Below are 17,577 nucleotides of genomic sequence, written 5' to 3'. Positions count from 1 at the left end.
CATCAATATCATCACATTGCATTGATTTTAAATGTTTTTTATATTTAATCCTATTAGGATTTTTCCCTAAATTTATTCTCAATAGCGCTTTTGAAATTAATTTCTATTGACATTCCACACGTTGTAAAGAAACTAGAGAAGAAACAGGAATGTTGACTAAAAATTCAAAAAAAAGACTACACATAAAAAACAACAGGGATAATTTCGCTTAAAATAATTATAAAACATTCATTGCATTGAATTTATCATTAATATTACAGACGAATAATCATCCAGAATTTATTAAAAGGAACTTAATATGCAGCGTTAATCTGGCATCAGCCGCAAATCTTAGTTTGCACATTTAAAAAGTAATACCTGACGCAAACATCTTTCATGCTGCGTCGGCCGGGCTTTCACATATCAAAAAAACCTCTGGCGAGGATATACCACGCAATAAAACCTATTGCATCGGGTATAGAAAATAATGACTAATGGACAATTGATATGAATATAACCTCACCGTTATTGCCTGTGCCACCTCAACATTCCCACGTTGAGTTTGTTTATCATATACTTTCTGCCTGTCATTTTTCCGCAACGGGTCTTTCTGAGTTGCTTCATGAAAAGGGAATGAATACAAAACTGATTAGCCCCGAGAAAAGCAGCCGACTTATTTCTAAAAATAATGAAAGCGATGAATTTAACCATCTGATAGTTTTTATTCCTGAAGATCCCTTTCAGATGCTGATGACGCTGAAGAGCCTGATATCGCTATTACAAATGCATAACCATAAGATAAATATCCTGATCATAAGTGGGCTATCGTCGTCCTGGCTGTTTAGCTATTTTAAAAATGTGATGCCGCGAAAATCGAATCTCAGTACCATCAGAGTAGTCAGCATTTTTACCAGCGTGGTTAAACTCAGAAATACGCTGCATAAAGACCTTAAAAACATTCCCACGCTTGTCTCGCTTGCCAGACAGGAAGAACGCAACGGCGGTTTGCGCCATGAAGGCCTCACTATCCATGAGGTCAATACGCTGCTGGAGCTTTTTAGCCCGTCCGGCCATGAAGATACCGCGGCAACAAAAAGCTTCAGTACTAAAACGCTCTATAACCTGCGTTCAAGTGGGTTAAAAAAGCTGGCGGCCATTCACCCGATGATGTCCAGACTGCTGCCGGGCCGGCATCGCAAAGCACAGCGCCAGTCGAAGCCCAGGGGATTAACGACCAGAATGCTCAGCAGCGAGGAGAGGAAAATTACCCATGCCCTGCAGCATGGCCTGATCTTCCCCGTTTTCCAGCCCATTGTAGACGGCGAGATGCAGATAGCGGGTTTTGAGATATTTTGCCGCTGGTACACTAACGGCAACGTATTGTTGCCGAAAGACTTTTTCCATGAGATCAGGACGCGAGAAACGTGGATCATGCTCACGGCCTACATCATCAGAGAAGCCGTGGTGAATATAAATAACTATGCGGGGAAATTGGAATTTTCGGTCAATATTCCACGGATTCTCACCGAGAGTGCTGCCCTGTTTAAAATAGTTGAGACGGCCAAAGCTCAGCTGCTTGACCCGACCTGGATAAGCCGCCTGGTGCTGGATATTAACGAAAATGTGGATTTAAGCTACGAGTCTAAAACGGTAACGGTATTAAATCAGCTTGCCGGGCTGGGCATAAAGCTTGCGCTGGATGATTGCTTCGCTAAAAATAGCGTCACGTTTCCAGTCAGGCAGCTAAAATTTAATAGCTATAAGCTGGACCGCTATATCGTAGAAAACTTTACGAGTAATCTCGATGATAAACATCTCATTGATGGCTTAATCTATTATGCGAGCGTGACAGGCAGCCAGTGCGTGGCGGAAGGTGTCGATAACCTGCAAAAATTCATTATGCTAAAGCAAATGGGCGTCAGTTTATTTCAAGGGTATTATATTTCGAAGCCGGTGCTCCGCGAGGAGTTAGATGCGTTAGTTTTCCGCGGCATTCAATAACCGCTATATTTAACAATGTCATTCAGCTTGTAAAAACACCTCCATAATTCGCATTTTTTGGCGGACAGAAATAAGTTCCTCTGACTTAGTTACTTCGTTTATTGTCAGGCTGATGATTAATATACCGTGCGACATATGCACATATCATGAATAAATAAGCAAGCTGCTGTATTTATTGATTGCCACAGAGTCTTTCAGGTTAATACCGCCCACTACCTGAGCGGCCTCGCCAGGGGCGGGTTATGGCAGCCTTGCAGTGAAGCGCTGCTTCCTGGGAACAATGGATGATAATAAAGACAAGATGTACGGCTATGCCGCCAGCAAGGCAGCGGAAACACAAGCCACTATGCGTATAAACTGGCGCTTACCCTAAGAACCACGTTTAGATTTGCAAGAGCAATGGGTTTGGATACCAGAGCTTAAAGTGCGATTAAAGCCCGTTTTAGCGGGCTTTATGATACTGAAGGGCCTACTTTTTGAGGTACAGTGCTGAGTCAAACTGCGGTTTCTGCTCCTCCAGGAAGGCATCCACCGATTCAATAGATTTTGCATACAGATGAGTGTCAACCGGTAAATCAACCATTTTCGTGCCCAGCACCAGGGTGAATACCGACTGGTTCTCGCGGCGGTACCTTACTGTAGTGGTAATTTTTAATTAGGCCGCCGCCGTCAGAGACTGGCTCTCTGCCGTCGTATTATCTTCTTTTTTGCTGCCCTTATTAACTAAATATGCCAGCTCGGTGAACTGGTCTTTAAAGGCGACTTTATAATCATCCGCATTAGCCTGCGCCAAAAACTCCTGATTCGGGACGTTGTCACCAAAAATCAGTTCGCAGAGACGACTTTGTGCTCATCGTAGATGTTACCGAGTTTCACTGCATCGCCGGTGACGGAAATAATATTTTCACTCTTAAATAAAACCGGACCGGAATTAATTAAGGATGAAACGTTAAGCGCAGCCCAACGATGGCGCTGCCAGCAAGAATTGACCTCATTATAAATTCCCTGAGGTATTTTTAGTGCCGGGATTATAGAGCACCGGGATTGTTATTTGATAGCAATATAATCTTGTTGCTTAAGTCAACGGCACTCACTAAATTAACGGCATTCATGTTAGTTCCCCCTTTTACTACGAATATGGACTGTCGGTAATGAAACGCAAATACCTCGCCTTTGCTCTATTCCTTAGCCTGCCTGCCATAGCGGCTAAGCCTTCGCTCATTGTCTGCGAGCCACAAGATAAGAGCTCAACGACTTCCTCTGAGATTTGGCCCGCGCCTTATCTGGATAACGGCCAGCTGTGTTTCAATATACAGGCAGATCAAGGCAGCACTTGCGTGGGTAACGGCCAGACAACCCAGTGGATGACCGAAGCGGTGATCGTGGACATCGGCGGTGAATCCCAGGGCCGCGACGATACCTGGTTCCGGGTAATGCAACCGGTCGTCAATGACAAAGAGATCGCCTATAAAATCGAAGGTTCACGGGACCAAAAAACCTGGGGCCTGGTTTCCAATGTGGAAATCAACCGCCTTACAGGCGGCGCGGTTGACTGGTTTGTGGCCGAACACGGCGGCACCGCGTACCAATGCCACCTGGAAGGCCCGAAGATTTAATGTCTAGCTGAGGTATAGCGGTCGAATTAAACGCTATGCCTCTGGTTGTCTTATAGGCTGTGCGAACGCATTAATTTCTGTCGTTCGATAAGGTTGCCCATTTTGTCGTAATAGCGGCTAAGCCAGATCTCCGATGGCACCCTACCTGACACCTCGGCAATAATATGCTCGCCTTTAATCCCACAGTCAGACACAGCGCACACAAAGCCTTAAACAAGCACTGGCTGATATTTATGCATTTTCCAACGCTGTCTTACAGCCGTAAGACAGCGTGTATTCAGGGTAAGATGCTATGGATTCACCTTAGGCAACGAGATAGTCAGCTCAGCCTGCTTCGCCCTGGAAACACAGGGTGTCATACAGCTTTTTCGCTCACTTTGGCTTAACACCGAATCCCGGTGATCGACTTCACCGTCATAATCTACCCTGCACTTGCCGCAGACGCCGGTTTCACAGGCAGATTCCAGCTGAATGCCGTGATTTCTGAGCGCATGGAGCATAGTTTCCTGCGGCTCCACCTGAATTTTTTGCCCCGTTTCTCTGACGGTGACGACAAAAGCGCTCTCCCCGCTTTGCTCTTCGGCGGCGAAGTTTTCAAAATGGACATAGTCAGCATGCCAGTGGCTGGCACTCTCTCTCACTCGCTGCACAAAAGCGGGGCTTCCGCAGGTATAAACGTGCGTCCCTCTCGCGTGAGTGTCCAGCAGCTGGTTGATGTCCAGCGGGTTATCGAGCGAGTAAATCAGAACATGTTCTACATATTTTTCCAGCTGCGGCCTGAAGGCAAAACTGCCCACATCACTCACACAATAGTGAAGCTCAAAGGTTTCTTCCCGGGCCAGGGCTTCCTCTATCATCGGAATAAATGGCGTGATACCTATCCCGGCGGCAATAAAAATATGATGTTTATCCCGGGCCATGCTGAAACAGTTCGCGGGCTCAGAGACCGTTAAAATATCCCCTGGCCTGGCGGTTTGATGTAAATACTGAGAGCCGCCGCGGCTATTCGGGGCGTGATTGACCGCAATATGGTATTCGTTTTCAGCCCATGATTCACACAGGGAATAGGCTCTCGACAGGCCGTTAGGGAGCTGGAGAATAATATGCGCCCCCGCCGAATATTCAGGTAAAGCCCCATCGTCAACGCGGCTCAGAATAAAACGCTTAATCCCTTTAAACTCATCCACAATGTTGATGATGCGCATTTCAAGCCCGCCGCTGCGGCCCGACAGCCTTCCCCCCCAATCCTCAACGTCATTATTTTCAAGGCGGCGCTGAAAGACGCTTTTGACTTCGTTTCCCAGCGGCTCCAGCTTCGCCAGCTGCCCGGTTACCGCCAGGTTGTCAGTTTCGGTATAGAGGTAGTGCAGTATTTGCGCGATGCTCCACTGCGGCCAGGCACGCACGATCACCTCGATGGGATCGCCAGCATGAATCGTCCCTTCTTTCAGGACGCGGTAAAACCAGCCTGTTTTGCCGTTATCCTGCACAAATCGGGAGAGCGTAGGTTGTTTAAAGCGGTGATTAAGTTTAAAGCAGGGCTGCCTTGGCTGAGTGACCTGGAGGATTGCCGTCCCGGCTCGAACAATATCCCCGACGCACATATTGCTTTCATTCATTCCGCTGGTGACCAGATTTTCACCAAATCCGCCCGGAACAAACAACGAGCCGGAACCCGGGAATCGGCTGGCCAGAGAAGCATAATGCGCAGAGTCATAGTGCAGAATTGCCCGCTCTTCCCCACCATGGAAGGTTTCGGCCTGTTGGTCGCCGCTAAAACCGGTCAGGGTGACCTGAACACTGTTCGTCGGGTGCTTATCAATCCCGGTCTTGACCGAGAATAACTCTTTGACTTCACCTTGCCGTAATTCATCAATGATTGTGCCAGGGTACACGGACATGCCTTTAATGTTGCCGAATTAATTCCCCCAGTGTACTGACTCAGGCGCCGTAAAAATTTAGAACAACTGACTAAAAATTGCTAAAAACGGTCAAATGAAATCAGAGGGCGGTCGTCAAGCCTGGCCGATATAGCGCTTCGGAGACTTTCCCAGCGCCTTTTTGAACATGGTGATAAACGCGCTCACGGATTCATAGCCCAGCTGCTCTGAGACGGACTGCACGCTGCCCCCCGCCAGCAAACGCTGAAGCGACACAACGATATGCAGCTGCCGCCGCCACAGGCCAAATGTCAGCCCGGTTTCTTTCACCACCAGCCGGGTGAACGTTCTTTCACTCAGGGCAAGAAAAGCGGCCCATTCCCTGGCGGTTCTTCTGTCCGCGGGGTCGGCCAGCAGCATGCTCGCCACTTGCCTGAGTCTGGCGTCTTTGGACAGCGGAAAGTTCAGCCGCTCGGCTGGCATTTGCGCCATCATGGAAAACAGCAGATTAATCAGCTGAAGCGTCTGCTCCTGCCCCGCCTCTGCCGGTGATATCCTGGCTAAATGAAGGATCATTTCCCGTATCAGGGGACTGACCGCGAGCGTGCAGCTTTTTTCCGGCATGGCGGCCCGCGACGTTTCAATAAACACAAAGCAGAACGTGGCTGAAGCAGCCGGGGTATTCCTGTGCGGCAGACCGGCGGGGATCCACATGGCTGACTCGCTGGGCACCATCCATATTTCATCCTCGACTTCACAGGTCATTGACCCGGTCACCGGCATAACCAGCTGGCCGCGCCGATGAGAGTGCAGCGGCACGTCGAATGCTAAATCTGGTGCGGTGAGAAACAGGACATCGATCGGCGCCCCGGACGAGTCAGGGTCAAAATAATCCATATCATTCATATTTCAGGCGCCCATTAACTGCAGAAAAGAAAATATTGCCCTTCCGGTTCGCAGAGATTTTACCCGTTGTTACCGGCCCACCTGGTACTCTGGTTATCAATTTTTTTATCAATAAACTCGATGACGTGCCCTGTCCCCACCTTGAGCAACAGGGCCACACACACCGCAAACACCAAAGTAACGGGCTAAAGCCGTTGTAGACGGCTTTACGTTTATTTCGTGAGGTCAGGAAAGAGGTCGAGAGAGTGCGGGAATATTACAGGGAAAAACCGCCGTCACCCACTTGCGCTACGGCATACCATTTCATCAGCTCAGCCGCTCCCGGCTCATTTTCGGCGGGTGCCCATGGGGCCATATCTTGTTCAGCTACGGGCTGGTACGCCCCCTGTTTTACCTCAAAAATAACCCCACCTTTATCCAGCGATAACACCGCATGCCAGGTCCCGGCATCCGTCTCCAGCACCTTGCAGTCTTCACCTAACACAGCGCGCTGGGTCACGTTGCCATTCTCATCAAAATGCAATACCAAAAAGCGCCCGCTAAGGGGTGTCAGCAGCTCAAACGTGTGCGGATGGCGGTGAGGGCGAACATAGGTCCCCGGCTCCATAGCAATAGCCAGGCGCTGAACAGGATCGCTCAATTCAGGATGGAGATTACGATTGGCACGTAAGCGAGGGGAGTTTGCAGCCTGCTCGCTTTGTTTTTGTAGATCGCTGAACGTAATTTGTTTCATATTAACCTTTGTGAATGTAGGTCGCTCGCGGCACCGGGAGCCCGGATGCCGCAAGGTTGTATGCTATCTCAACGGACGATTAGCCACGGCATTCGCGGCACAAATCTCTGCCCGGATTATAGACGCTGGGGCTAAAGTCCCATAGCCCCGGAACGGGTCTATTTACAATGCCGCCGGCGTTCCGGCCGAAGTTTGCTTCCGCATGGCGCTGGCTGTCAGTAAAACGCTTTTCATGGGCCATGATAATGAGGCAGGACCTTAACACTTCCTGCCTTATACCTTTTATCAACGAAACCATTTAATTATTAAATTGTTAATTATTGCCACCCAATAAATCAGGTTAATATTACGATTTTCCCTTTTCTACCACCGGACTCCATAATAGTATGGGCCTTAATAATTTCATCAATATGCATGACTTTCTCAACAACAGGAATAATTAATTTTTTTTCAACTGCACTTGCAATTTCTTTTAATCTTTCTGCCGACTGAGTATTGAAGACAAAGTGAACCTCTCCATTTACAGCCCAACCTCCTAATAAATTCTGAGGAATAGATTGATCAACAATAGAGACGACTCTTCCTTTATTCGAAAGCAACCCTAAGCTATTTTGAATTGTATTCCCGCCTACCGTGTCGAGTATAATATCGAATCCATCAAGATGATCTTCAGCTATTTTACAATACAAGTCACAATCTTTGTAATTGTAGCAACTCTGTGCTCCCAGGGAACGGACAAACTCGAAATTACCAGGAGAACAAGTTGTCACAACATGAGCTCCAAAAAGTTTCGCGATTTGAAGGGCATAGACGCCAACACCTCCAGAACCTCCATGAATCAACACCTTATTTCCTTTTACTAATCGTCCTCGTTCCACCAAACATTCCCAGGCAGTTCCTGCGGCTAACGGCAGTGCAGCGGCATCCTGGTGAGATAAGTTTTTAGGTTTAAGTGCAACAATAGATGATTTTTCAACATGGTGTGTAGCGTAGCTTCCCTCGTTGGCAAGAAGCCTTGGTACATAATAAACTTCATCACCAATTTTAAAATTGGTCACATCTGAACCGACCTTCTCTACGACACCAGATATATCCACACCTAAACAAGCTGGAAGGTTAATATCAGCAGAATAATCACCGCGCCTTGTTTGAATATCTACAGGATTAACGGACGTAGCGACTACTTTTATCAGAAGTTCGTCAGCACTAACTTCTGGTGTCGGTAGTGTTACATACTCCATATTTTTTGCCGGGCCAAATTCTCTAATGATAATTGCTTGCATCTTTTCCCCTTTTTTATTAACGCGAAAAGGTGCATCATACATAACAGATTTTAAGTTTGTAAGAACGCAGTTTTATGATACCAAGTATTATAAAGTATACCTTGAGGAATAAATAGTGGACTACAATGCACCGTATGGATGTTCAGTGACAACGACTTTGAAAGTTATCGGCGGCCGTTGGAAGCCCGTGATCCTGTTCCATTTAATGGAAAACGGGGTATGTCGTTTTAATGAACTGAGAAGAATGATTGATGGTATCACACAGAGAATGTTAACCTCACAGTTGAAGGAACTTGTCGAAGATGGAATTATTATCAGAGTTGTTATAGAAAGTTCACCACCTCACGTTGAGTATTCATTAACAAAATATGGCAGTACTTTGGAGAATATTTTAAAAGAAATGCGTGACTGGGGTGCGCAACATGCTGAAATAATTAATAATAATCATTCATCTGGTCTTTAAAATGAAAACACATTCATAAGAATGTGTTTAATTACAGCATCAATCTTCGCAGTGAGTTTTGATATTATAAAAATTACTGTCTGGCCATTTAAATTTACATCGCAGCAGAATATCTATCTTACAGCCCCAGAAATTATATTTAGTCCTGAACTATTTCCACTTATTATATCAATGCAATGACTTTTCGAAAAATAGCTGAGCTGCATCATTTTTACATGATAAATCGTAATACGCTCAGATTATCGTTTTTATTTCATCAATGATATTTAAAAGCTTGTATAGCGGTCAGTGAAAATGGTTTGCTGCCCCTTACACAGGAAGAGTACCGGCTCAAAACCCGAAAGTTTCAAAAATGTGTGGTGCAAAAAGGGGGAGTACTTACATATAGGCTTGAGAAGAATTTGAAATGGTGCCGATAATAGGAGTCGAACCTACGACCTTCGCATTACGAATTAGTAGAACCACGCATAACTAACTGTTTTTAAAAGCCATAGCCGCATTCACACTAATGAAGTTGATGGCACATGATTGAAGATGACCTAAGTAGCAAAACTGTGCGTGACACAAAAATGGCACAGAGCATTAGCGCAAGACGAATCGACACCATTACCGGTTTTGAGTTGTTTTGCGCTAATTTTTTGCCCCATGCATGCCCCATTGGTAAAGATGATAAAAAACCCGCAGAAGCGGGTTTGGTGTGGTGATTTTATCGCAGGCAGCTTTGTACCCGGTCAATCTTGTGGCGAATCATCTCAAGGTTGTGTTGAAGCGCCTGAAGCTGAAAGAGTGCCGCATCAACTTCATAACCCATCTGCCTCATCTCGCCCAGCATTCGGCCAAGTGGATTAGGGTTGTCACCATTTGGCGTCAGCATTTTAGCCGGGTAGCGCCATGGTGCGCTAAGAGAGTGATCGTCAATGCCATCCATCCAACGATAGCGGTCGAAATAAGACATTGAGTATGAGATCGGCAGGCCCATCTGTTTGTTAGCGTTGCCAAGATACTCGCCTTCGATAGCATTCAGGTATTCCACCGCTTCAAAAATCTGCTCCGGGCGAAGCTGGTGAATGTGCTCAATTTCAAATTTCTGATGCACGAGCTTCCAAATGTCCGGGTAAATTTTGCCAATCCCGGTTGTGATCAGGCGTTCAGCAGTCTGGCGCAATGGCGTTAGCTGCGTTGCCGTGCTCAGTTTAGATTTAGAAGCTTTCTTTTCAGCCCTAGGGGTAACCTGTCCAGTTGTCCAATATTCATAAAGAACATCATCACACTCGTTCTGGTACTGAATCACACGCTCACGGATTTCAGGTTTAACCTTGTTAGGGCTGATGGTTTGGAGCCATCCATTAAGCTTACGCAGGGCAAGGCAAAGCATTGTTTGCTCGCCACCTTTTGTAGGGATCATGATTTCCCTTACCCCTTTTGAAAAGCGCGATTTCAGCTTTTCCACCTGACCCTGATAAGTCATCCCCATACCATCAATAATGGGGCGCATCGGAGTAAAAACTTCTCCGCCCACACTGACAACATATAAATCAGCGCCATGAAAAGGAACATTGATTGAACGATCTGCAATTGCTAAACTTGTCATGTCAGTTTTCTCGAAGTTAACTGGTAAATTAGAGACCTCGAAGGTTGCCGCCTTCGGGGTTTCGTCGTTTTTACTGCCCATCAACACGATCCTCACGCAAGCTCTTGGCTAAGCGCTGCACAATCGCAGAGTTAATCGAGATGCCATCCATCTCAGCCATGCGACGAATTTCCTCATTCATTCGTTCTGGCAAACGCAATTGAAAGCTGTAACTCTTCCTGCCGGTATAAATCATATCTTTCATAAAACACCCCCACTCATTATGACACCAACTTGGTGCTACAACCAATTTAGCACCATTTAAGATGATGTCAAGTAGGTGCTATCATGATTTAAATTTGTATCAATGGGCTTATCACCATGAGTAAATTCCCCAGCCAAGAGATGGACAGGTTTAACATTAGACTGCCAGCAGGTATGCGAGAAGCCATAGCTGAAAGGGCTAAGGAGAACGGTAGGTCAATGAACACGGAGCTAATATTCATCATTGATGAGGCATTAAAAAGCCCGATACCTGCGGAAGTAGACAACTCCAGGATAATGAAGACCTACCGAGACCTGGCGGAAAGGCGACCGAAAAACATGGATGAGTTTGAGCAATGGGAAAAAGAGATGACACAAGTGACATTCTTCCTAATGGAGAAAATGCACTCGCATACCCAGATGTATCAGGCGCTTAAATCCCTACATGACAATGCTCTAAAGGATATAAAAGCCAACAAAAAGCCCACCTAGTGGCCCAGAAAGCAAAAACCCACCGGGTGGTGGGTTTAGTCTTCTGATTTAGGCAATCGTCTTCCCAGCACAAATACAGAAACCAAGCCAATAAGATCGATTGCGATAAGAGTTCCGGCAAAAGTTGTGCTGCCTCTCCATGCAAACACAGAAGCAATGGCCAGAATGATTATTGCTATAGAGAATCCCATACACTGGCCGCGCTTATCTTTATTTATTGCGCCATTAACGGCGGTTGAATCCATTGTGTGCCGATGAGACTGCTCTTTCTCTGCCATTGCAAAGATACGCTCAGCCCCACCAGGTACAACCTTGTCATAGCCGCTAATAATGTCCGGTGGGGGTAATGGTCCAGAAAAGGAAGTTTCATGGCTTACCATTGCCTGGAACTTTCCGCTCCCAAGAAGAGCACTCACAAGCTCTGGATTGGCAGCCAGTTCTTTTTCGATTCTGTCGGCTTTGGCGACAACTGTCTGATTATTCTGCGGCTTGTGCTTTTGTTGCATTAGCTACTGCGATGGCACGACCAAAATCACTGGCAATACGGCGAAAGTCACCACTCATTGGCTGAGTTTCGCGTTGATACCGGGTAATCTTGGTGTAGTCGGTTGACGGAGCAATATCAAAAACGCTTCCGGCTGCGCGTAAGTAGCGGCGTACTGTGGCTTTCATGCTTCCTCCGATAACTGTGGTTATATGGAGTGAGTCTAATACCAATGGTGATATCAGGTCAACATCATGCTGACATCACATGAAACCGCATGAAACGACATGAGACAACAAAAAGCCCACCTGAGTGGGCTTGCTCTGCTGTCGGGAGGTAGGAATCCTGACTATAAACGGTAGGTCGATCCTCTCGTCGACAAATGCTAAACTCTTTTACTTTCAGAATTGACTGATTTGTATAATGTTAAAGCTATTCGCTAAGTACACATCTATCGGGGTCATTAACACTGCCATTCACTGGATCGTGTTTTCCGCTTTTATTTATGGATTCCACACAGGACAGGCTATGGGTAACCTTGCCGGATTTGTCGTGGCAGTATCATTCAGCTTTTTTGCTAATGCTCGTTTCACGTTTAAGTCTTCTGCCACATCCATGCGATACATGCTTTATGTTGGCTTTATGGGCTTTCTTAGCGCTGTAGTGGGTTGGTTGGCAGATAAGGCAGGCACGCCCCCGGTAATCACCATGATTTTGTTCTCTGCTATAAGCCTAGTGTGCGGTTTCACCTATTCTAAATTCATTGTTTTTAGGAATGCGAAATGAAGATTTCTCTTGTCGTTCCGGTCTTCAACGAAGAAGACGCGATACCTATTTTTTATAAAAAAGTTAGAGGCTCCTCTGGGCTACATGGCTATGGCGTTGAGATTGTTTTTATAAATGATGGCAGCAAGGATTCCACTGAGGAAATTATAAACTCATTGGCTTTATCCGATGACATGGTAAAGTCTATTTCGTTTACTCGTAACTTTGGTAAGGAGCCTGCGCTATTTGCTGGCCTTGATAATGCTACAGGTGAAGCGATAATTCCAATCGATGTCGACCTACAAGACCCTATTGAAGTCATACCTGCTCTAATTGAGAAATGGCAAGCAGGGGCAGATGTTGTTTTGGCAAAGCGAGCCGATCGCTCTACTGATGGAAGACTAAAGCGTAAAACCGCTGAGTGGTTTTACAAGCTTCACAATAAAATAAGTAACCCTAAGATTGAGGAAAACGTAGGGGACTTTAGATTGATGTCAAGGGATGTCGTTGAGAGCATAAAACTTCTTCCTGAGAGAAATCTATTTATGAAAGGAGTGCTTAGCTGGGTTGGTGGGCGCATCGATGTAGTTGAGTATGCCAGGGCTGAAAGAGTTGCCGGAGACTCTAAGTTTAATGGTTGGAAATTATGGAACCTTGCCCTAGAGGGAATCACAAGTTTTTCTACTTTCCCTTTACGCGTATGGACTTACATTGGTTCATTTGTAGCGCTTCTGTCATTCATTTACGGTGCCTGGATGATATTTGATACGATCGTATTTGGAAATCCAGTGAAAGGATATCCCTCTCTATTTGTTTCTATCCTATTCCTTGGCGGCGTTCAATTAATAGGAATAGGCGTGCTTGGTGAGTATATAGGGAGAATATACATAGAAACCAAGCAAAGACCGAAGTACATAGTCAAGGGAAAAAACAATGCTAAATAAAATTAACAAAACCCATATATACATGCTGTGGGCGATTAGTTTTCTCTACATCTTGCCGCTATTGATTACTAATAGTTCATACTACGATGATATTGGGCGATCTATTTACGGTTATTTCTCATGGGGTATAGATGGAAGGCCTCTATCTGACGAAGTTTTCAGCGCATTAGATCTCGGCTATCCCGCAACCGACATCGCTCCTTTTCCACAGATAATCTCGGTACTTCTACTTTCCACCCTATGCTATTTTATCCATCTTTACCTTAACCCAAGCCATAAATTTGGATGGCTGATTTTTACTCCAATATTTATTAACCCTTTCTTCATACAAAACCTGTCATTCAGATTCGACTCAGTGACAATGTCTCTGTCGGTGGTTTCAGCAGCAATTCCACTATTTTTCATGAGAGCAAAAAAAACACACCTTCTCTTCGCTTCAGGTATATCGGTACTTGCATCACTGTGCCTTTATCAGGCATCGCTCAGTGTTTTTGCTTCAACAGTTTGTTTATATGTTATTTTCTCAATAAAGGATGGTTGCAATTCATGCGATATGATAAAAACATCCATCATGGCATTTTTAGGCATGCTCATAGGCTACGCAGTTTATTCAAAAGTAATAGTGCCAATATTTGTAGTAAGTGATTATGCCGCCACATACAATCAGATGATTAGTAGTGCGGACGAATTCAACAGAAACATTTCATTGACGCTAGATATTCTTGGTTCTTTTTTTTCTGGATACGTAGCATACATATCTTTAGTCGTTTCAGCCTTTTCTCTTTTAGGTCTTGCCAATGTAATAAAAAAAACATTCCTAAACGGTAAAGCCGTAATAGATATATCATTGAGAATATTAATAATATCATCCATATTAATGTTAATTTTTTTATGTATTCCTGGTCCTGGTCTAGCCCTTAAACAGATGCCTATCGGGCCACGCGTCTTTGTCGGTTTTGGATTCTCAGTCTCACTAATCCTTTCGCTCGCGTCATTTATTTCAGAGAAGCACCAATCAAAATTAAACATTATTCCATGCATCATAATTGCCATATCATTTTCATACATGGCGACATATTCAAATGCGTTAAAATCTCAGGACAGGTTAACGGAAAGGGTTATAAATGGAGTGATAATGGATATTGAAAAAATTGGATATGAAGATGTTAAAACAATAACAATTGATGGAAAGTTACCGTATTCACCTGCAGCTTACAAAGCAACAAATAAACTACCGCTGCTTAAAAGCATTGTTCCATCATACTTTGACGGCTCTCTTGCTTGGGGTGTTGTAAAAATGATTGATCTGCATGTAGATAAAGAGAGAGCAACGCCAGGCCGTATATCTGAAATAACATCAAATATATGTAGAATGAGATTGATAACTGATTCTGGAATATACAAAACATATTACAAAGAAGGTGATTTCGTACTATCATTTTCATCAAATAATTGTAAATAAAGATGGCCCCTTTCGGGGCCTTACTTTTATGCTAATCTGGTGAAAGTTCCGCCTGAAAGTTGCTGCCAATCCTCCCCAGTCGAGTTGATAATCACAACCTTTGTATTGGCTCCGGATACAACAGGTCTGCCATTGTTAATTGCGCGCGTATCCCTTGAGAGGTCGCCACCAATAAAGGTGACACCTAGTGAGCCTGGAAGCCCCCCACCATCCACATAAAACATAGGCGTAGGTGTAGGACCACTCTGCTGACCGATAGGGAGATACCCGCTAATAACCAGGCTACGTGCAAAGCTAGGGTCCAGGGAACTCCTTACACTAATCTGTCCGCCCTCCACTTCTTCTGTAGCGCAAGTGTTCATCACGATGCTGTACGGGTCTATAAAGTTGAAAGCGTAGCAAGTCCCTTCACCTGGTAAAGCCTTCATCACCTCACAGGTGCAGTTGGTCATGGTAGTGTACTGAAGGCGGGCAATATCGAAGCCGTATTGATAACCGCTAGTCTGCACTAACCTCATGTCATTGGATGTACCTGACATGTAGTAGATGCCGTTGCGATAGTCTTGCGCCTGAATGCCTGCATAGCCATACCCTGCTATTGTTTTTGTGTACACTGCCTCCATAATAGTCGAGAAGGCGTTGAACCACTTCATGCCGATGTAACCACCCTCGACAGTCAGACCCCTCAACACGCATGCCCCTGCCTTGTTTAGGAAAAGGCCAACCTCCGGGCGGATTTTACCTACGTTGTTCACGTTAAGGTCCTGCCGACGGAACATGCAATTCTCTAAGCGCCCATGCTGAACAAACGAGGTCATGTTGAAGGATGCCCGGTCAAATTCAGGGGCAACAAAACCCACTAGAGCATCCAGTGTATAAACTGTAACCCCACCTTTTTTAAATTCAAAGGCGTTGTTAGTTGTCTTGTAAAAGACTGTAGCTTCCGACTTTCCACGACCACAAATACCCATATAGTCGTAGATAGGAACCATTTCGCTGGTGTTTATTGAGCCTTCTGGTGCCATGAGGATAATTCGATTATCACGGGCGTAGTTCGTTGCTTTTGTAATGGCAGCAGCATTATCGGTTACACCGTCAGCCTTAACTCCCCAAAACTGCATGTCGTACTGCGTGAAGTTAATTCGCTTCCAGACAATTGTTCCCGTTGCTGGCTTGATGACTACCCCGCCGTCATCCGGCCATGCCTGGGTATTATCTACGGACTCGAAATATCCACCGCCTACATGCGATTCTGCGTGCGTTGTGCTGGCCGCAGAAGAAACGTAGACAATAATCCCCGCGCTAGCTGGAGCAGCAGATCGCAGCTCAGACAGGTTAAGGAAGCGGCCCACAGCGTTGAAGCCTGCTTTATCTTCCAGTGCGTCAAGAGCCTCTTCAACAGTAGAGTCTTTATATTTAACGAGAGATGCCCCGCCGCCGTTAGCCAGATCGCTTCTTAATGCGCTGTCACCAACATTAATCCATTTTCCAGGACCAACTCCACCTGATGACTCAGGGGTTGAGTTTGGCGGGACTACTTTAGCTCCAGATGCAAACGATCCTGTCCATTTGTAGTAGGAATTATCCGCGGTGTTAAATAACACTTCGTTTGGATTTGATACAGTAGCACCGGTAGTGAAGGTCACACCATTTAATGCCACGTAACCAAAAGCGCTCATTACTTGTTGTGCAAGATGGTTGATACCTTCAATAGTGTAATGCTTGACCCCGAAGCGGTCGGAATAAGTCCACCCCTGAGAAGTAACAAACTCATCGATTTTCCCGGCATTAAACTTCAGGTCACGAGGTGATTCACTTGGCACTGCGTTATTAGTTGGTTGGGTAGCCATAATTTTTCCAATAAAAAACCCGGCACATGGCCGGGTTGTGTTGTTAACAAATCGAGAGTTATGGGTAAATCAAATCGCTATATTCTGCGACGCTCAGAGAGACGGTGTTATCAGTGTTTGGTTTGATGCTGTTGACAGTCCATAGCTGACTGTCCAGCTCTTCCACGGTAGCAATCAGATAGCGCGACGGGAGCTGAACAGTTTCTCCGTTCCAGATATTTAGCTGTATGCTGGGGATTGCCGCAGTGAAGCCGTATTTAGTGTCATTGCGGGGTGTCGCCGGATATCGAAGTGTGGGATTGCCAAGATTGTCTGTCACCAGGACATACATCGAGCTGGTAAATGTGATCGGCTCGCTTGTATCAAAGTTATTCCCAGTACGGCCCGTGATGTAACCCTGCTGCTGGTTACTGTCATAGATATCAGCAATCTGAACGACGCTACCGACTTGCATAATTCCGTCTTCAAACACTTTGGCGTTCATCTTCACCCGTGAGTAGATCAGACGCTTTGTTTCGCGTAGCGCGCGCTCCCTAGCCTGGTACTCATTACGGAACCCGACTATCTCCAGTTTGTTCGGGTTCTCCGACTCCTGCTCGACGATAACGCCATTCAGCACACGGTAGTTGATGTACGTCTTGTTATTGGTTGCCGGATGGACATATGACACCTGCACTCCGTCGTAACCGCCCGGCATAGTGGCCTCGTACGTCATTTTGTACTCGTCCGTCTTCATATTTGCGCGGTTGAAAACGGCTGCCGGGTGAACAACTTTTTGATCACGGGTAAACGTCAGTACACCATCATCCCAATACGCTATGACAGATGCCGCATTGCAGATTGCCTGTACCCTATCACCGAGCGAGTCGTTTTCATCGTCAAAGG

20 protein-coding genes are annotated in these 17,577 nt (G+C 45.7%); 8 read left to right on the top strand and 12 right to left on the bottom strand.

What is annotated here, in order from left to right:
• The first annotated feature begins 486 nt into the window (after window positions 1-486).
• On the top strand, window positions 487-1,980 hold the full coding sequence (locus tag WFK85_RS15865) for an EAL domain-containing protein (RefSeq protein WP_336708903.1): 1,494 nt from the start codon (window positions 487-489) through the stop codon (window positions 1,978-1,980).
• 655 nt (window positions 1,981-2,635) lie between these two features.
• Here WFK85_RS15865 and WFK85_RS15860 read toward each other — a convergent pair.
• Window positions 2,636-2,773 carry a hypothetical protein gene (locus WFK85_RS15860; RefSeq protein ID WP_166994288.1) on the bottom strand — a complete coding sequence of 46 codons (138 nt, stop codon included), beginning with the start codon at window positions 2,771-2,773 and terminating at the stop codon, window positions 2,636-2,638.
• Window positions 2,774-3,131: 358 nt separating this feature from the next.
• Between WFK85_RS15860 and WFK85_RS15855 the strand changes: the two genes are divergently transcribed.
• Window positions 3,132-3,596 carry a hypothetical protein gene (locus tag WFK85_RS15855; RefSeq protein WP_336708902.1) on the top strand — a complete coding sequence of 155 codons (465 nt, stop codon included), beginning with the start codon at window positions 3,132-3,134 and terminating at the stop codon, window positions 3,594-3,596.
• 50 nt (window positions 3,597-3,646) lie between these two features.
• Here WFK85_RS15855 and WFK85_RS15850 read toward each other — a convergent pair whose 3' ends face one another.
• The 5 genes from WFK85_RS15850 to WFK85_RS15830 all read right to left on the bottom strand — a co-directional run bounded on the left by WFK85_RS15850 (window position 3,647) and on the right by WFK85_RS15830 (window position 8,398).
• Entirely contained in the window at window positions 3,647-3,790 is a 144-nt protein-coding gene (locus WFK85_RS15850) for a helix-turn-helix domain-containing protein (RefSeq protein ID WP_336708901.1), read from the bottom strand.
• Window positions 3,791-3,886: 96 nt separating this feature from the next.
• A complete protein-coding gene (locus WFK85_RS15845) occupies window positions 3,887-5,497 on the bottom strand; it encodes an MOSC domain-containing protein (RefSeq protein WP_008454315.1) in 1,611 nt (536 codons plus the stop codon).
• Between the two features lie 114 nt (window positions 5,498-5,611).
• Window positions 5,612-6,373 carry an AraC family transcriptional regulator gene (locus WFK85_RS15840; protein WP_336708900.1) on the bottom strand — a complete coding sequence of 254 codons (762 nt, stop codon included), beginning with the start codon at window positions 6,371-6,373 and terminating at the stop codon, window positions 5,612-5,614.
• A 265-nt stretch (window positions 6,374-6,638) separates the two neighbouring features.
• Window positions 6,639-7,115 carry a WbuC family cupin fold metalloprotein gene (locus WFK85_RS15835; RefSeq protein WP_008454311.1) on the bottom strand — a complete coding sequence of 159 codons (477 nt, stop codon included), beginning with the start codon at window positions 7,113-7,115 and terminating at the stop codon, window positions 6,639-6,641.
• 335 nt (window positions 7,116-7,450) lie between these two features.
• Window positions 7,451-8,398 (bottom strand): NADP-dependent oxidoreductase, encoded by a 948-nt coding sequence (locus WFK85_RS15830; protein WP_336708899.1) that lies wholly within the window; start codon window positions 8,396-8,398, stop codon window positions 7,451-7,453.
• 115 nt (window positions 8,399-8,513) lie between these two features.
• Between WFK85_RS15830 and WFK85_RS15825 the strand changes: the two genes are divergently transcribed.
• Both WFK85_RS15825 and WFK85_RS15820 read left to right on the top strand, forming a co-directional pair.
• Window positions 8,514-8,861: a winged helix-turn-helix transcriptional regulator gene (locus WFK85_RS15825; protein WP_336708898.1), complete on the top strand. Its 348-nt coding sequence runs from the start codon at window positions 8,514-8,516 to the stop codon at window positions 8,859-8,861.
• Window positions 8,862-9,385: 524 nt separating this feature from the next.
• Window positions 9,386-9,565, top strand: a complete 180-nt coding sequence (locus WFK85_RS15820; protein WP_336708897.1) for a hypothetical protein — start codon at window positions 9,386-9,388, stop codon at window positions 9,563-9,565.
• A gap of 2 nt (window positions 9,566-9,567) precedes the next feature.
• On the opposite strand, the gene WFK85_RS15815 is transcribed toward WFK85_RS15820, so the two are convergent.
• Both WFK85_RS15815 and WFK85_RS15810 read right to left on the bottom strand, forming a co-directional pair.
• Entirely contained in the window at window positions 9,568-10,533 is a 966-nt protein-coding gene (locus WFK85_RS15815) for a phage antirepressor N-terminal domain-containing protein (RefSeq protein WP_336708896.1), read from the bottom strand.
• Window positions 10,523-10,696 carry an Arc family DNA-binding protein gene (locus tag WFK85_RS15810; RefSeq protein ID WP_336708895.1) on the bottom strand — a complete coding sequence of 58 codons (174 nt, stop codon included), beginning with the start codon at window positions 10,694-10,696 and terminating at the stop codon, window positions 10,523-10,525. Before WFK85_RS15810 ends, WFK85_RS15815 begins: the two co-directional genes overlap by 11 nt.
• 116 nt (window positions 10,697-10,812) lie before the next feature.
• Here WFK85_RS15810 and WFK85_RS15805 point away from each other — a divergent pair, with 116 nt between their 5' ends.
• On the top strand, window positions 10,813-11,187 hold the full coding sequence (locus WFK85_RS15805; protein WP_336708894.1) for an Arc family DNA-binding protein: 375 nt from the start codon (window positions 10,813-10,815) through the stop codon (window positions 11,185-11,187).
• A 35-nt stretch (window positions 11,188-11,222) separates the two neighbouring features.
• On the opposite strand, the gene WFK85_RS15800 is transcribed toward WFK85_RS15805, so the two are convergent.
• Both WFK85_RS15800 and WFK85_RS15795 read right to left on the bottom strand, forming a co-directional pair.
• Window positions 11,223-11,693, bottom strand: coding sequence for a DUF2335 domain-containing protein (locus WFK85_RS15800; protein WP_336708893.1), 471 nt, complete (start codon window positions 11,691-11,693; stop codon window positions 11,223-11,225).
• On the bottom strand, window positions 11,665-11,859 hold the full coding sequence (locus tag WFK85_RS15795) for a hypothetical protein (protein WP_336708891.1): 195 nt from the start codon (window positions 11,857-11,859) through the stop codon (window positions 11,665-11,667). The genes WFK85_RS15800 and WFK85_RS15795 overlap by 29 nt, the downstream gene beginning before the upstream one ends.
• A gap of 235 nt (window positions 11,860-12,094) precedes the next feature.
• Here WFK85_RS15795 and WFK85_RS15790 point away from each other — a divergent pair, with 235 nt between their 5' ends.
• Genes WFK85_RS15790 through WFK85_RS15780 form a run of 3 tightly spaced genes read left to right on the top strand, consistent with a single transcriptional unit; the run spans window position 12,095 to window position 14,842 of the window.
• Window positions 12,095-12,457 carry a GtrA family protein gene (locus WFK85_RS15790; protein WP_336708889.1) on the top strand — a complete coding sequence of 121 codons (363 nt, stop codon included), beginning with the start codon at window positions 12,095-12,097 and terminating at the stop codon, window positions 12,455-12,457.
• Window positions 12,454-13,380: a glycosyltransferase family 2 protein gene (locus WFK85_RS15785; RefSeq protein ID WP_336708887.1), complete on the top strand. Its 927-nt coding sequence runs from the start codon at window positions 12,454-12,456 to the stop codon at window positions 13,378-13,380. Before WFK85_RS15790 ends, WFK85_RS15785 begins: the two co-directional genes overlap by 4 nt.
• Window positions 13,370-14,842 (top strand): glucosyltransferase domain-containing protein, encoded by a 1,473-nt coding sequence (locus WFK85_RS15780; RefSeq protein WP_336708885.1) that lies wholly within the window; start codon window positions 13,370-13,372, stop codon window positions 14,840-14,842. Before WFK85_RS15785 ends, WFK85_RS15780 begins: the two co-directional genes overlap by 11 nt.
• 26 nt (window positions 14,843-14,868) lie before the next feature.
• On the opposite strand, the gene WFK85_RS15775 is transcribed toward WFK85_RS15780, so the two are convergent.
• On the bottom strand, window positions 14,869-16,692 hold the full coding sequence (locus tag WFK85_RS15775) for a phage tail protein (RefSeq protein WP_336708883.1): 1,824 nt from the start codon (window positions 16,690-16,692) through the stop codon (window positions 14,869-14,871).
• 58 nt (window positions 16,693-16,750) lie between these two features.
• On the bottom strand, window positions 16,751-17,577 hold an 827-nt coding region (locus WFK85_RS15770; RefSeq protein ID WP_336710374.1), incomplete at its 5' end, for a host specificity factor TipJ family phage tail protein.

It is taken from the genome of Cedecea sp. VD22, assembly GCF_037150195.1.
Classification (GTDB): domain Bacteria; phylum Pseudomonadota; class Gammaproteobacteria; order Enterobacterales; family Enterobacteriaceae; genus Cedecea.
This window is presented reverse-complemented; position numbering and strand designations above follow the sequence as displayed.